14 protein-coding genes are annotated in these 16,234 nt (G+C 31.2%); all 14 read right to left on the reverse strand.

Features of this window, described 5'->3' with window-relative positions; all coding sequences use genetic code 11:
• The gene (locus tag LQ598_RS04555) at window positions 1–1,008 is read right to left on the reverse strand and encodes an EpsG family protein (protein WP_239745302.1); all 1,008 of its coding nucleotides are present in this window, start codon (window positions 1,006–1,008) and stop codon (window positions 1–3) included.
• Between the two features lie 43 nt (window positions 1,009–1,051).
• Window positions 1,052–2,254 carry a glycosyltransferase gene (locus LQ598_RS04560; protein ID WP_239745304.1) on the reverse strand — a complete coding sequence of 401 codons (1,203 nt, stop codon included), beginning with the start codon at window positions 2,252–2,254 and terminating at the stop codon, window positions 1,052–1,054.
• Window positions 2,235–3,554, reverse strand: coding sequence for a glycosyltransferase family protein (locus LQ598_RS04565; RefSeq protein ID WP_239745305.1), 1,320 nt, complete (start codon window positions 3,552–3,554; stop codon window positions 2,235–2,237). Before LQ598_RS04565 ends, LQ598_RS04560 begins: the two co-directional genes overlap by 20 nt.
• A gap of 12 nt (window positions 3,555–3,566) precedes the next feature.
• Entirely contained in the window at window positions 3,567–5,351 is a 1,785-nt protein-coding gene (locus LQ598_RS04570) for a polysaccharide biosynthesis protein (RefSeq protein ID WP_481817246.1), read from the reverse strand.
• 56 nt (window positions 5,352–5,407) lie between these two features.
• Window positions 5,408–6,172: a tyrosine-protein phosphatase gene (locus LQ598_RS04575; protein ID WP_239745307.1), complete on the reverse strand. Its 765-nt coding sequence runs from the start codon at window positions 6,170–6,172 to the stop codon at window positions 5,408–5,410.
• Complete coding sequence (locus LQ598_RS04580; RefSeq protein ID WP_239745308.1) at window positions 6,169–6,858, reverse strand: polysaccharide biosynthesis tyrosine autokinase; 690 nt, start codon at window positions 6,856–6,858, stop codon at window positions 6,169–6,171. The genes LQ598_RS04575 and LQ598_RS04580 overlap by 4 nt, the downstream gene beginning before the upstream one ends.
• 14 nt (window positions 6,859–6,872) lie before the next feature.
• Window positions 6,873–7,541, reverse strand: a complete 669-nt coding sequence (locus LQ598_RS04585) for a Wzz/FepE/Etk N-terminal domain-containing protein (protein ID WP_239745309.1) — start codon at window positions 7,539–7,541, stop codon at window positions 6,873–6,875.
• Window positions 7,542–7,852: 311 nt separating this feature from the next.
• Entirely contained in the window at window positions 7,853–9,499 is a 1,647-nt protein-coding gene (locus LQ598_RS04590) for a phospho-sugar mutase (RefSeq protein WP_239745310.1), read from the reverse strand.
• Between the two features lie 17 nt (window positions 9,500–9,516).
• Entirely contained in the window at window positions 9,517–10,383 is an 867-nt protein-coding gene (galU, locus tag LQ598_RS04595) for a UTP--glucose-1-phosphate uridylyltransferase GalU (protein WP_239745311.1), read from the reverse strand.
• Between the two features lie 376 nt (window positions 10,384–10,759).
• The gene (gene fba, locus LQ598_RS04600) at window positions 10,760–11,599 is read right to left on the reverse strand and encodes a class II fructose-1,6-bisphosphate aldolase (protein ID WP_239745312.1); all 840 of its coding nucleotides are present in this window, start codon (window positions 11,597–11,599) and stop codon (window positions 10,760–10,762) included.
• Between the two features lie 26 nt (window positions 11,600–11,625).
• Window positions 11,626–12,648, reverse strand: coding sequence for an inositol 2-dehydrogenase (gene iolG, locus LQ598_RS04605; protein WP_239745341.1), 1,023 nt, complete (start codon window positions 12,646–12,648; stop codon window positions 11,626–11,628).
• Window positions 12,649–12,655: 7 nt separating this feature from the next.
• Window positions 12,656–14,245: a solute:sodium symporter family transporter gene (locus tag LQ598_RS04610; protein ID WP_239745313.1), complete on the reverse strand. Its 1,590-nt coding sequence runs from the start codon at window positions 14,243–14,245 to the stop codon at window positions 12,656–12,658.
• A gap of 58 nt (window positions 14,246–14,303) precedes the next feature.
• Window positions 14,304–15,188, reverse strand: coding sequence for a myo-inosose-2 dehydratase (iolE, locus tag LQ598_RS04615; RefSeq protein WP_239745314.1), 885 nt, complete (start codon window positions 15,186–15,188; stop codon window positions 14,304–14,306).
• Between the two features lie 10 nt (window positions 15,189–15,198).
• Window positions 15,199–16,218: a Gfo/Idh/MocA family oxidoreductase gene (locus LQ598_RS04620; protein WP_239745315.1), complete on the reverse strand. Its 1,020-nt coding sequence runs from the start codon at window positions 16,216–16,218 to the stop codon at window positions 15,199–15,201.
• Window positions 16,219–16,234 lie beyond the last annotated feature (16 nt).

The raw sequence follows: 16,234 nt of genomic DNA on the forward strand, positions 1-16,234 counted from the left end.
TCACCAGTTGAAAGTATATCCTTCATAATATCCACTTATAAATAAATACATTATCAAAATAACTATAACTATTATATTAACTAAAATTTTTATATATACGTCTTTAAAGCTACTAATTACATTAGAAAATAATATTATTGAAAATATGCTAAAATAAAGACTAATTCTAAATACAACAGCTATATTTGTTGCAAACAATTGAAAAATTAAACCGATGAATATCAAATTATAAAAAGTTATATTTTTAGGTGAGTTTGTAAGACTCGTTTTTTTAAATAACAAACAGAATAAAAAAATACTCAGCTGTATTAAAAAACCTGAATAATTCAATGATTCTTTATTATTTAAATAGTACTCATACTGTTCATTAAAAATAAAGTTTTTTAATAGACTGTATATTTGAGTGTTAAATAATATATTTATTAAGAACGCTATAATCAAAACTACTACATGTTTAATTCCTAATTTCATATAAACTAGCGGATATGCTATTAAAAATACTAATGCCGTAGAATGGAATAACGATGCTAATAGTACTAATATAATAAATTTATATATATTCCTTTCTCTTAAATACTTATACGAAATTATAATAAATGTAAGTGCAAATGTTTGTCTTAATCCAGTTAGACTGAAAAATAAATAGCCTAAACATATAAATAAAGTAATACTAATTAGAGTGTTATTGGAATATTTATAGATCATCCAAAAAACTGATATCAAAAAAAGTATGGAAAATAGAACAACTATTAACGACTCTTCTACACCAATAAAATTTAATGCTCTTACTACTAAATAAAATGTTTTATCTTTTTCATCAATTTTGTTTAAGTAATCTATAATTCGTGAAAAATCTATTGAATTATATTCCTTAAATTTTTCTACATATACTAAAGTATCAGTTCCAAAACTTAGATTTCTTAATGAAACAATTAACATCATTAAGAATGCAGCAAGTGTTAAAAATATGTTTTCTGTGATTTTATTTTTTGTAAGTATAACTTTCAAAATAACTATTGCAATTATATAAGCAAAAATTATATACATAAAATCACCTTAATAATTCTTTGTATAACTCAATATACATATTATTATTTTTATTTTTATCAAAATTGTCTTCTGCATACTTTCTACACGCATTGCTATATTCACTTTTACTACTTACTTTTATTTTGTTTATTTTCTCTCTTAATTCATTTATATCTTCCGAATATAAAACCTCACCGCATCCTTTGCCAATTAATTCAGGATTTGCAGTAGAATTATATACTATTGCTGGAGTACCGCAAGCTAATGACTCAGCCGTAGTTTTCCCAAATGATTCTTCTAGAGACAAATTCAAAAACAAATCTGCGCTAGAATAAATATCTGCTAATAATTCTATTTTTTCTGTTTCTTTAATATTAATTATATTTTTAGGTAATTTTTGCATATCGCTTATATTTCCTATTAAAATTATCACTTCATTCTCATCTAATATTTCAGATAACTCTATAAATTTATTTAACCCTTTCTCTGAAGTCCAATGACTTGCTACTCCTAATATCAAATATTTATCTTGTAAATTTTGATGTTTTTTAAATTCATTATTTTTTTTAGGATAGAATTTTTTTAAATCTATTCCATTATAAATTCTTTGTATTATACTAGCTTCAGCTAATACAGATTTTTTTGCTTCTTCAGTTATCCAATCTGAAACTCCAATTACAGCTAATTTTTCAATTTTTTTGTACCAGTCTTCCTTATCTCTTAACATAGTTGTAGTTCTATCAAAAATAATACTTGGGATATCTTTTTTTAATCTAGGGCAACTGCCACATGAATCTTTCCATCTAAAACAGTTGTCTGCAGTATAGTGTGTACATTTTCCAGTGTAAAACCAGCAATCATGTAGAGTTAAAACTACACTTTTTTTATGTTCAATAATATAATTCATTAATATTTCTATATTTATATAGTTCGCATGTAAATTATTCAAATGTATAATATCTGGGTTGATTTTTTTAAAATACTTAATTAATTTTTTGGTTGAACAATCAGAATAGTAACCTTGCTTCCCAATTACTCTGCTTAATAACGCATGAATTTTTTTTTCTATTTTATTTCCAATCTTATAGCTATTATCAGTATTTAATCCTTCAGAATATACGATATAACTTTCATAGCCTTCGTGTTTTATACATTCAGATAGCTCAATTGTTGATCTTCCTGTACTTTTTATTCCGTTTACTGCATTAATTTGTACTATTTTCATTTTTATTTACATCCTTAATTAAATTATCAAGTTCATTGTAAAATTTATTTCTTACAGTACTTAACTTATGATTTTTAACTCCTGTTTTCCAACCCTTTACAGCATATTCATTTAATATTGTAGGGTTATTCTGAATTTCTATTAGATGATCTTTTATACTATTTTCAGTTCTAGCAATAATTGCCGCATCATTTTTCAACAAATAATTTATACTAGCTAAATTAGTATCTCCTATAGCTAATAAAGTTCTTCCACTACTAAGGCAATCAACTATTTTTGTTGAAAATGATAAGCGAGTCAAACTTTTTTCTGTTTCATCAAAAGATTCAACATGCAATACAATATCTGATTTTTTCATCTCTTCTATGACTCTATTATTAGGAATCTTACCTTTAAATTTAGAAATATCTTTAATTTCTATTTTATTTAACATTTTTTTATCTGGTTTATACTGGGAATATATATCAAGTGTAAATTTAATAGTGCTTTTTTCATTTACTTCTTTTATACTTTTAACAAGTTGAGATATTGTTTTCCATCTACCGTATTGTAATGTTCCAATATAGATAATTCTTATGGTTTTTTCATTATTCATACTATATAGAGGGAATTCATTAAAAACCCCTCCTTTATACAACAACTTCATTTTTTTACCCAATTCATTTTGATACTCTACTTGTTGTTCTTGTGAAATACAGTAATTCAATGAAGCTAGGTTAATACTCTTAATTATTGTTTTTTTTCTATTTTTGTTCAATAATTTTTTCACACCATTGTTTTCTGTTAACATGAGATAATCATCTGCATGAAATAGCACTATTTTTGCGTTCGTTTTCTTTTGTAAATACCAAAGAATTTTGTGTGTATATACAGTATAAAATGAAGGTGAAAATATAATATCTGGCTTAAATTCATTTAAAAAATTATCTAAATTTTCATTTTTCCATTTATTTGTATTCCATAAAAGGTTTTGAAACATAAATGGTAATAGCTTGCTTCTATTTCTAAAAAAATTATATAGTTTCTTTTCAAATGATGTTTTATTATTTATAGATTGATTTTGAGCTAAATTATTTTTGAAATGTTTACCTGGTAATGTTTTTATTTTTAGCAGTGATTTAAAAATTTGTATATCTGACACTGAATAATAATTATCACAGACATTATTATTTGGTTTAGCATCTCTAACGTATATATTCGCTATATTAGTCTTATCAAAATCACCAAAAATGTTAGACATCGTATTTCCTGTACTATTTTCATCTGACCATTCACTTCTAGTGAAAATCAAAACCTTCATAATATCCACCTCTTATTTTTCATTAACTTTGGATAAAAGTAACTTTTTACATTCTTCGATATTCTTTTCATTTATTAATTTATTTATTATTTTTTCATCAATATATGAAAGTGAATTTATAGTAGTTTTCCCTCTATAAATCTTCTCGTACACTTGTTCCGGATGTATTTCATCCTTATTTAATAGTTCTTCAAATAATTTTTCACCAGGTCTAATGCCACTGTACTCTATCCCGATGTCTTCTTCTTTATAACCACTTAATCTAATAAGATTTTTGGCTAAGTCTACTATTTTTACAGGTTTACCCATATCTAATACAAATACTTCTCCACCTGTTGCTAACGCGCCTGCTTGTAAGACTAGTCTTGATGCTTCTGGTATCGTCATAAAGTACCTTGTCATATCTGGGTGAGTCACTGTTACTGGACCGCCCGTTTCTATTTGCTTTTTGAATAGTGGTATTACAGATCCTCTTGAACCAAGCACATTTCCGAATCGTACTGCTACGAAATCTGTCTTACTTGTTTCATTGTTCATACTTTGTATAACCATTTCTGCTATTCGTTTTGTTGCACCCATGACGTTTGGTGGATTTACGGCTTTATCTGTTGATACCATTACAAATTTACTTACTTCTGCTAATTTAGCTGCTTCTGCTGTATTTCTTGTTCCTAAAACATTATTCTTAATTGCTTCTTGTGGGTTGTACTCCATTAATGGTACGTGTTTATGTGCTGCTGCATGATAAACAACGTATGGTTTATAAGCTTGCATCACTTCTTTCATACGCTCTTTATCTTGAACGTCTGCAATAATGGGTATGACTTCTATTTCTTCTTTATATAGTCCAGTAAGTTCTTGATGAATGTGATATATACTATTCTCTCCATGACCAAGTAGCATGATTCTATCTGGTGTGAACTTACATACTTGTCTACATATTTCAGAACCGATTGATCCACCTGCTCCTGTTACAAGTATCGTTTTGTGTGTTAATTCTTTTGAAATGGATGCCATATCTAGATCTACTGGATCTCTTCCTAGTAAATCTTCGACTTCTACTTTTTTCAATTGATTAACTTCAATTTCACCTGACATAACATTTTCTATGTTAGGCATTTTAAATACTTCTACATTTGCGCCTTCACACAATTTATTAATTTCTCTTAATCTCTGTTGTGAAAGTGTCGGTATCGCAATGATGATTTTTTTAATATTAAATTTCTTTACTAAGTCTGGTATATCTGCAATGTAACCTTGAATTTTAACGCCAGATGCGATAGACATTTTTTGTTTATTAGGGTCATCATCTACTACAAGTGCGGGTTCCATTCCCATATATGGTGTATTCATCATTTGACGAATAAGTAATGAACCACCTCTACCACCACCTACGATAAGTGTTGGTTTCTTTTCGCCTTCTTTACTAATAAATGTCTTTCTAAATATTCTCCACGACAACCTTGATCCACCGATTAACAATAAGTGCATCATCCAAGTTATAAAATACAATCGTAAAAATGGTGGTTGTAGCGTAAATATTGAAACAATTATCCCGGTAGCAACGATGGATCCCGTAACCGCTTTAACTATTAATATTAATTCGCTAACACTCGCATATTCCCAAGCTCTATGATACAAATCAAAGATTTGAGCGAATACATGATGCGATATAAGCAATATGAGTGATGATAAAATCAACACGTTAATTGAATATCCTTTAAAAAAAGGTTCTAAGATGTAATATCCTAAAAACACTGAAAAAGTTACAATTAGCGAGTCTATGAACAACAACATCAAAAGTTTCTGCTTAGTTGATATATATTTCAATTCTCATTCCCCGATTTCCTTAATTAAAATAGACCTAAAAATTTATTCTTCTTAAATTCAATGGGCCTTCCCGTAACTACATTTTTGTCTTGAATCATTGCCTCATTATTATCTAGTAACACGCTTATATCAGATTCAATATTTTTTAATTTAGGCGTGCTAAACAAAGCATCCAAACTAAATGGTCTACTTTCTGAATGATGTGCATCTGAAGCAACAAAATGTACTAAATTGTGTTCTAACATTTGTATAGATAATTTTTGTATATTTTTACCAAGCTCACCTGTTAAAGATGATGATGTAAGTTGACTAAGTGCTCCGTGATTGATCAGTTCATATAGTAAATTTATATTTTGAGCAATCGCTTTATTGCGTTCTGGATGCGCAATAATAGGTATAAAGCCTTTAGTTTGAATTTCATATAGAAGTTTCTTAGTGTAGTGTGGTACTTCATTTGAAGGTAGTTCAATAAGTAAGTATCTTGATTTATTAATCCCGTAAATTCTTTGTTGCTCGATTTCTTCGAAAATTTTATCTGTTATACGTATTTCTTGACCTGGATAAAGCTGTAAATTTAATTGTGCAATCTCTTCGATGTTGTTAAGTTCATCAATCCCTTTTAACACTGTATCAAAAGTATTATCATATCTAGGATGTAGATGATGTGGTGTTACAACAATACCTTTAATCCCTTGTGCACTTGCTTGCTTTAATAGAGCAATGGTTTCATCTAAAGATTGTGGCCCATCGTCAACTCCTACTAAAACATGATTATGGATGTCGATCATTTTTCATCTTTCCCGTAGTAATAATAGTAACTAGATGATTTATCTTCAGGCGCTTTATTTAACACAACTCCTAAAATTTTCGCACCCGCTTTTTCAATGAGTTCTTTACCTTTTTTAACAGCGTTTCGATCATTCTTTTGTACATCTACTACAAAGACAACATATTTAGCAATTTCAGAGAACAATTGCGCATCTGTTACGGTATTTACCGGGGGTGTATCAATAATAATAAAATCATATTCTTTTTTTACATATTGAAATATTTCTAATAAGTTTTCTGAACCAATTAATTCCGAAGGATTCGGCGGAATCGGACCCGATGTAAGCAAATCTAACCCTGAAATATCTGTCTTATGAATTGCTTTAGAATAATCCGTCTTATTAATGATTAAATTTGATAAACCATCAATATTCGTCGTATTAAATAAATAATGTTGTGTAGGTTTTCTCATATCACCATCTATCAATAATGTCTTATATCCAGCTTGTGCATATGTGATTGCAACGTTAGCAGAAATTGTTGATTTGCCAGCTGATGGTTTTTCAGAAGTAAATACGACAGTTTGAACATCGTTATCTGCTGTCGAGAATAAAATGTTCGTACGAATACCTCTGAATTTTTCACTAATTACTGATTTAGGTTTATCTACTGTAATAAGTGGTTTTACATTTTCATTTTTAGCCATATTCTTACCTCCCCTTATTTACTAAAGTCTTGTATAGTGCCTAATACTGGTAAATCCAATAATTCTTCTACGTCTTCTTCTGTTTTAATTCTCTTATCTAAAATTTCTTTCAAGAATATTATAATAAGTGCGACAATTAAGCCTAAAAAAACACCGACCACTGCATTGATAAGCAGTTTAGGTGAAACTTTATTCCCATTATGATCTGCTTTAGAAAGGATAGAAACATTATCTACGTTCATAATTTTATTAACATCTTTACTAAAGACGTTTGCTATTTCATTAGCAACTTTACCTGCTGCTTCACGACTTTCATTTTCAACAGCTATGTTTAAAATTTGTGATTCTGCTTGGTTGCTAACTGTAAGCATGCCTGCTATTTCTTTACTAGAATACTTACCTTTTAAATTTTTAGATACTTTGTCTAATATTCTTGGACTCTTAATAATTTCTGAGTATGTATTGACTAGTTGTAAGTCTGATTGCACTTGTTGAGCCATCATTTGGCTGTCTGTTTCTTTTTGGTTAACAAGTACTTGTGTTGAAGATGAATATTTAGGTGTCATAAATAAGAATGTCATTACCATACTTAAAACAAGAAAAACTATCGGTAAAATTATTAAATACTTCATGTTTTTCTTTAATATTGCAAATAATTTACTTAAATCAATTGTTTCTTCCATAAAGTCCTCCACTTTTTCACATTTAATACAATTTAATTATACAACAATTATTAACATTTACCATTGTTTGTTTGTAAAATTTTGATTAATATTTTTTATACTTTATCACTATTAAAAATATTAATTCTTTTATTAATCATATTTTAGTTTTTATTATGTTATATTTTTTTCAATACTCTTTTCCCCTTAAATTGTAAGTCAGTTTTAATTACAATTAAGTAAGTTACTTTTTACATCTATTATTCCATTAATTGGTATTAATGCACATTAAAAAGCCTCATTGAGTGTATCTCAATGAGGCTTTTAGTATGCTATTCCAACCCGTATTTCTCTTTAAATTCTTCAATTACTTCTTCTAAATTCTCTACGTCTAATGAGAAGTATAATTTCATTTTAGGTTCTGTTCCTGATGGTCTTACTGCTATAAATCCTTCTTCAAATATAAACTTGATCAAATCTGTTTGTGGTAAGTGTATGATTTCTTTGTTACCACTTTTAACATTTAATGATTCTTTCGTAATATAGTTTTCAATAAACAATGGTGTTAAGTTTGATAGTTCAATTGTATCTAGCTGTTTGAAGTTGTACATAATGTGGTTAATTTTTTTTCTGCCTTCTGCGCCTTCAAATGTTGGTGATAGTGTTCTATCTTTATAATGCCCGTGTTCTTGATAGATATTGTTTAATACATCTTTAAATGTTTTGTTTTCTTGTGCGAGTTGTTCTTTATATTTGATAAGCAATGCGGCTGTTTGTACCGCATCTTTATCTCTTGAGAAATCATTTATTAAATAACCATGGCTTTCCTCATAGGCTAAGACGAGTTGTGATGGATTGTTCTCTAAGTTCATCAGCTGTTCGGATATATATTTAAAGCCTGTTAGAACGTTTATAACGCCCATATCTAATGATCTAGCTAATTTCTCACTTAATGTACTTGTTACAACGGATTTAATGATGTACTTTTGTCGATCATTTGATAATGCGTTATCTCTCAGTTTGATAAGCAACAAGCCTATTTCGTTTCCGCTGAAATATCTTGTCGTTCCATCTTCGTATCTTTCAACGATACCTATTCTATCTGCATCTGGATCTGTTGCGACGATCAACTGTGCATTTTCTTGTTCAGCTAATTGCTTACCTAATTCAAATGTATCTTCCGCTTCTGGATTCGCAATATTCACTGTTGGGAAGTCTCCGTTCGGTGTTGATTGCGCTTCTTCTACGACATGATTTGTATATAACAGATCATTTAAGATATCAGATAATAAAGGAAGACTCGTCCCGTGTAAGCTTGTCAAAATAGTCTTAGTTGATGTCGTTTCAAATTCACCTATTAATGCTTTAACAGCTGCTTTATAAGCAATTGTTGTCGCTTCATTAAATGGTACGATGACTTGTTCTTCTTTTAGTACTTCGATATCTGTTGTTTTAATGTTTAATGGATCTTGTACTGCCTCGATATATTGACTCAGTTCTAATGATGGATCTGTGAGCAGTTGGCCACCGTCTGAGCCATACACTTTAATTCCATTATAGTTCTTAGGATTATGACTTGCTGTGATCATAATGCCTGCCGTTGTGTTTAAATGTCTTACCGCAAATGATAGTTCTGGTGTTGATTTGAAAGTTTCAGGTAAAATGACATGCACACCATTCGTGCCTAATACTTTCGCTATTTCAATCGCAAATTCTTTAGATAAATATCTTGTATCAAAATGGATGACAACTTTAGGCTGCGCTGTTATATGCTTTAAATATTTAGCGAAACCTAAAGCGAACTTTTGAATCGTAAATTTATTTAAACGCCCAGGGCCAATACCAAAGGTGCTCCTAATACCTGCAGTTCCAAAGGATAATACATCTGAAAACCCTTCTTCAATTTCTTGTTCTGATTGAAGTTTATAAAATCGTTCTACTAAGCTTTCAGAAACTTTCTCTTCCCATTGTGCTCTCAAAGTCCTATCCCCTTTACCTAAATATCTAATGATTGAATATATCGCTTAATTTCTTCACGCATTTCTTCATCTTTCAGTGCATATTCTATCGTTGTCTTCACGAATCCAATTTTTTCACCAACATCGTAACGTTGGCCTTCAAAGTCATATGCATATACTTTATCATCTTTATTTAAACGTTCTATTGCATCTGTTAATTGAATTTCTCCACCACTACCTTCAGTTTGTGTTTCTAAATAGTCAAAGATTCTTGGTGAAAGGACATATCTCCCCATTATCGCAAGGTTTGATGGCGCTGTTCCTTGTGCAGGCTTTTCAACGAATGTTTCTACTTCGTATAAACGCGCTTCCTGAGACTTCGGCGCAATAATACCGTAACGATGTGTTTCAGATTCAGGTACAGTTTGAACACCAATTACAGACTTTCCTGTTTCTTCATACTGATCCATCAATTGTTTAATCGCTGGATTGTCTGATTCTACGATGTCATCGCCTAATAGCACTGCAAATGGCTCATTACCGATAAATTGCTTAGCCGTATGAATCGCATGACCTAATCCTTTTTGTTCCTTTTGTCTAACATAGAAAATGTTCGCTAAGTTTGTTGAATATTGAACTTTATCCAGTAGCTCAAGCTTGCCCTTTTCAAACAATGTCGTTTCAAGTTCTTTTTGAATATCAAAATGATCTTCAATCGCACGTTTATGTTTACCTGTCACGATGATAATATCTTCAATTTCAGCACGCGCCGCTTCTTCCACGATATATTGAATTGTAGGCTTATCTAATATCGGTAACATTTCTTTAGGCATCGCCTTCGTAGCAGGTAAGAAACGCGTCCCTAAACCTGCAGCTGGTATGATTGCTTTTTTTATTTTTGTCATAGTAATCCCCTTTATAAAATTGCTTTTAAAAAATATATAATAACTATTATTAATGTTTATTTTTAATATAGTAAAACTCTCTCATTTTTACCACGTTATAATTATAGCATTTTCAGTTTATCTGTTGCCATTATACATATAATCATCATCCTTATCTCTAAACATACATTTCCCATTTTATAATAAATAAACCTTTATGATATGTACTTTTCAAGGTTAAACGATAAGTATTCTTTTAATTCTTCTTCACCTTACTCGAACACAACAAACAGGCTGCATAGTCCGAGATACTATGCAGCCTGCGTTCATACAATGTCAGTTGGTTAGTCTGATGTGTATGATTTAATATAGTTTTGTGTGTATGAAGATATTCATTCTATGCTCTATTGTTTGATAGACATTTATGAATGATTTGTACGACAGTTTCTTCTATTACGTCTTTGCTTGGGTTCAAAATTTGTTGTGGATTAAATATATTTTGGTCATTTGTTAATGTTTGTCTCAGTTGATTACTCCAAGCGATATTTATTTCAGTATTAAAATTGATTTTTGCATGTCCTAGTTTTATTGCGCGTACTAAGTCTTCATCGGAAATGCCTGATGCCCCATGCAATACTAAAGGTATATCAATAGCTTTTTGAATTTCTTCCATTTCTTTAAATCCTAAATTCGGTTCTCCTTGGTATTTACCATGTACGGATCCAAGTGCTGGTGCGAGTGTATCAAGGTTTGCTTCTTTTGCAAGTCTTATACAGTCTTCTAATCGTGCGTACTGTACATTGCCAATTACACCATCTTCGTTTCCGCCTATTGCGCCGACTTCACCTTCTACTATTACATTATGTTTATGTGCGTAGCCTACAATTTCTTTAGTTTGCGCAATATTTTCATCAATTGGTAATTTTGAACCATCAAACATTACTGAGTCATAACCTGCATCTACTGCTTTTTTACATCCTTCTAATGTTAAGCCATGATCAAGATGTATAATGACAGGTACCGTTATATTCATCGATTTAACTTTGTTTTTGATTGTTTTACATATAAAATCATATCCACCAAGAAAATCAATTACTTTATCAGTCGTTCCTAAAATAATTGGGGAACGTGTCTTTTCAGCTGCCTTTAAAATACATTCTATCCATATTAACCCATTAACATTAATTTGAGGAATGGCATAATGTGATTTTTTAGCTTTTTGTATAAATGTATTCATTCTTTAACGTTCCACCTTCCTTATATTTATAATGTGTTTGATTGACCGGTTAATAATGATTTAGGTTCATTTGATTGCAACGATTCTTTACATTTCACCGCAATTTCTTGAGCCTTATAACCATCTTCAATAGAACATAATACGTCTGTATCCGTTAAAATAGCCTCTATAAAATCATCCATTTCAACTTTATATGCTTCACTATATCTTTCTAAAAAGAAATATGGTGGATTATTTTTAGAAATACCATCTGCACGATGATAATTTAATGTTGATGTTTGCTCATTAGCTATATCTATAGCGCCATTATCACCCAATACTTCGACACGTTGGTCATATCCATAAACACTTCTTCTACAATTTTCAATAACAGCGATTGATCCATTTTCAAACTTAAGTGTTACTAAAGCTGTATCAATATCGTCATATTCAGCTATTTCTGGATTAACGAGCGCACCACCTGTCGCAAATACTTCAGTTATTTCAGATTGCATTAAATATCTTGCCATATCAAAATCGTGAATCATCATATCCATAAATAGACCACCAGATCGTTTAATATATTCAACTGGAGGTGGCTCAGGGTCTCTAGAAGTAATTCTTAACGTTTGGATATTCCCCAGTTCACCATTATTTAATATTGTTTGAAGTTGTTTAAAGTTTCTATCAAATCTTCTATTAAAGCCCATTTGCAACTTAACATTTGCCTGTTGAACCGCTTCAAGTGCTTCTTTAGCTTCATCTAAAGATAGACTAATCGGCTTTTCACAGAATATATGTTTCCCTTTAGCACATGCTTCTTTAATAATATCTACATGCGTATCTGTTGGAGAACATATGACAACGACATCTACTTCTGGGTCATTCATAATATCCATATGATCTTTCGTTTTATTTTCTATACCTGACTTTTCAATCCAATCTGTCATCTTGTCACAATTTAAGTCTGAGATCCATTTTATCCTAACGTCTTTATGTGTTCTTAAATAATCTATATGTAATTGACCAATTCGACCTGCACCAATTACGCCAAATGTAAGTGTCATAATTTTCCTCCTATGCTAATCCAAGTGGTGAGAATAAAATATAAGTGCCTATAACTACAAATATGATAATGCCACCAACAATATATCTATACTTCCATGGTGTAATATCTACTTTTGCGTAATTAACACTGAAATCAAACTCATCAGATGGTTTCCATTTATTGAATAACATTAATACAAGTAAATCTATAAAGAATAGTACACTTAATACGTATAAATAATGAATTTCTGTTAACGCAACTTTTGAAAGCGCATACAATAATATGTGTAAAATAAACATCACTTTAGCGCCAAGCTGTGATGTACGTTTAACAAAAAATCCTGCAAGTACAAGTACTAATAGTGGCATATTATAGATACCATTGAACTCTTGTATAACTGCGTATAAACCTTGTGGGAACAATGAAATCATTGGTGCAAGAATAACTACTATCACACCTACTACGATTGTTACTAATCTACCGACTCTTGATACTTGCTTATTACTTGCTTCTTTATTCATGATTGATTTGTAAAAGTCTAACGAGAACAATGTTGCTGTACTGTTTAATGATCCAACGAACGAACTTAGTATTGCACCAAATATAACAGCACCAAACAATCCATAAGCCCATCCTGGTAATACTTCATTAACAAGCATTGGATACGCATTATCTGGATTTGTAACTTTGTCACCTAACATATTAAATGCTAGAACACCTGGGAAAACTAAGAATAATGCACCAAATATTTTAAATATACCAACGTACATTGCACCTTTTTGAGCTTCTTTTAAATTTTTACCTGCTAATGCTTTTTGCACGATCATTTGGTTCGTACACCAGAAGAATAAATTGTTAAAGAACATCCCGAAGAATAACGTCGGCCAAGGTACGATATCAGAATCGATAGCACCAATGGAATTTAATTTTTCAGGCGTATTTTGTACGACTTTGTCGAAACCTTTTAAAAAACTGCCGTCGCCAAACATAATTAAACCAAGAACTGGGATAGAAAGTCCTCCAACTATTAAACCAATACCATAAATAGAATCGCTGTGCGCACTTAATGATAGACCGCCAATAAATAAGTAAATGATACCGACCAAACCTATTATTGTTGAAATCAGAATTACAGCTGTCATATCACTAATTTCTAACATATCACTTACATTGAATATTTTATTAAATACAAGCGCACCTGAGTAAAGTACAACTGGTAAGAAAGATACAACATATGTAAATATGAAAAGTAATGATACGAGTCTCTTCGTAAATGTATCGAATCTCATTTCTATAAAATCTGAAATTGTATCGACACCATACCTAAAGTAACGTGGTAAAAATACGAGTGCTAATATTACAATTGCTACCGCTGCGGTTACTTCCCATGCCATGACTTCCATACCTGCCATAAAACTTTGACCATTTTGGCCAACGATTTGTTCGGTTGAAAGATTGGTCATGATAATAGTTGAAGCGATTGTAAAGCCGGTTAAACTTCTTCCACCCATGAAATAACCATCAGCATTTTGAGTGTCAATTTTTCTACTTCGCAAGTAAGCATATAAACCTACACCAAATACAACTACTATAAATGAAATTGCTGCAAACATACTCATGATAACCCTCTCCCTTTAGGAGTTTTGCGACTCCTACACCTTTGTGTTTATTATTTTTTTATTGATACTGTGCAATATATTCTTTTGCTTTTTTAGCATATATAAATGGATTGGCAACTGCCGGATCTTGCTCAGCTTCAATAACAATCCATCCACTATAATTCGATTCATAAATTAAATCTAATATTGGTTTGAAATCTATAGCACCATCACCAGGCACTGTGAACATCCCCTTTTTCACACCATCTAAAAAGCATTTGCACTCTTTATCTACAGCTTCTTTAACATCTTGTCTTACATCTTTAAAATGTATGTGCTTTATTCTATCTTCGTGTTTTTTGAATATTTCTATCGGATCTTCTCCCGAAAGTACGAGGTGCCCTGTATCATATAAGAGAGAAACGTTATCTTTATTTGTTCTTTCCATCAATTCATCTATTTCTTGTGTTGTTTGTACGCCTGTACCCATGTGATGATGGTATACAATTTCCATCCCTTTTTCATGTGCTCGTTTTCCTAACTTCTCTAATCCATCTACTAATAATTGCCATTCTCGTTCTGTAAAAACAGGCTTTTCTTTAAATAATGCTTTCGTTAAGTCTCCTTGAATACTATTACCTTGTTCAGAAACTACAATTACTTTAGCACCTAGTGCGTGTAAGAAATCTCTATGTTTTATAAATGCTTCTTCAGTTAACTCATAAGGTTCTGAAGTTAAGTACAAACTGATCCAAGCACTTGCAACAGATAGACCTCTAGGTTCTAAATAAGATTTCAATACTTCTGGATCTTTCGGATACTTATTACCAATTTCCGTACCTTCATATCCTGAAAGTGCCATTTCACTAATGCATTGTTCAAATGAATTTTCTCGCCCTAACTCAGGCATGTCATCATTCGTCCAAGCTATAGGTGCACAAGCATAACGTATATCTTTAGTCATTTAACTCACCTCATAAAGTAATGATTTTCTTGCTTTCAAATGATTCTTGCATTGCAATTGCAACTTCAGTACTTTTCAATCCATCTATTCCCGTTATAGAAGATGGCTCTTTTTTGTTGATAGATTCTACAAATGCATTTAATTCATTAATAAATGCAAGTTTGAAACGTTCTGGAAAATGTCCTGAAGTTGGTCTAACGACACCATTTTTGTCATATACTGTGACTAAGTTTTTCTCTGGTGCATTACCGATTCTGATCATACCTTCAGTCCCGATAATTTCTGTTTCAACATGATAACCGTGTTGCGCATTTCTGCCTGCTAGTAAATAAGCAATTGTGCCGTCTTCTAACTCTGCTAAACACGCACCTGTTTCAAGCTCTTCGCATTCAGATAGTTCTGGCGCTGCTATATTATTTCCTAGGGAATATACAGTTTTGAACTCTGAACCTGTAAACCAACGAACGAGATCAATATCATGAATAGACATATCCAAAAAGATTCCGCCGCTCACACTATTTTTTGCGAATTGGATAAAGCTATCTAATCCGGCACTTGGATCAATTCCGTAACAGCGCATTGCCGTAATTTTACCTAAATCTCCATTTTGGACGGCTTCTTTAGCAAATTGATATGATTCGTCAAATCTGCGCATAAAACCTAATTGGAATACTTTATCTTGGTTATGATCTATTTTTTCAACAACTTGTTTAATATTTTCTAACTCTAGTCCGATTGGTTTTTCAGAGAAAACATGTAACCCCTTATCTAAAGCTTGTGTGATTTGTACAGCATGAAAGCCACTAGGTGAAACGATAACAACTGCATCTAATGCTTCATCTTCTATCATTTCTGTATAAGATGTATAACAGTTTTCTACACCCAATGCATCTCTTGCATAATCTAACTCTTTTTCAACAACACTTGCTACAGCATATAACTCCGCGCCTTTAACATGGTTAAGAATATTTTCTGCGTGCACTTGACCTAATCTTCCTAATCCAACTTGGCCAATTTTAATTTTTGACATCGTTTTTGCCTCCAAT

The sequence above is a fragment of the Mammaliicoccus sp. F-M27 genome (assembly GCF_022387115.1).
Lineage (GTDB): Bacteria > Bacillota > Bacilli > Staphylococcales > Staphylococcaceae > Mammaliicoccus > Mammaliicoccus vitulinus.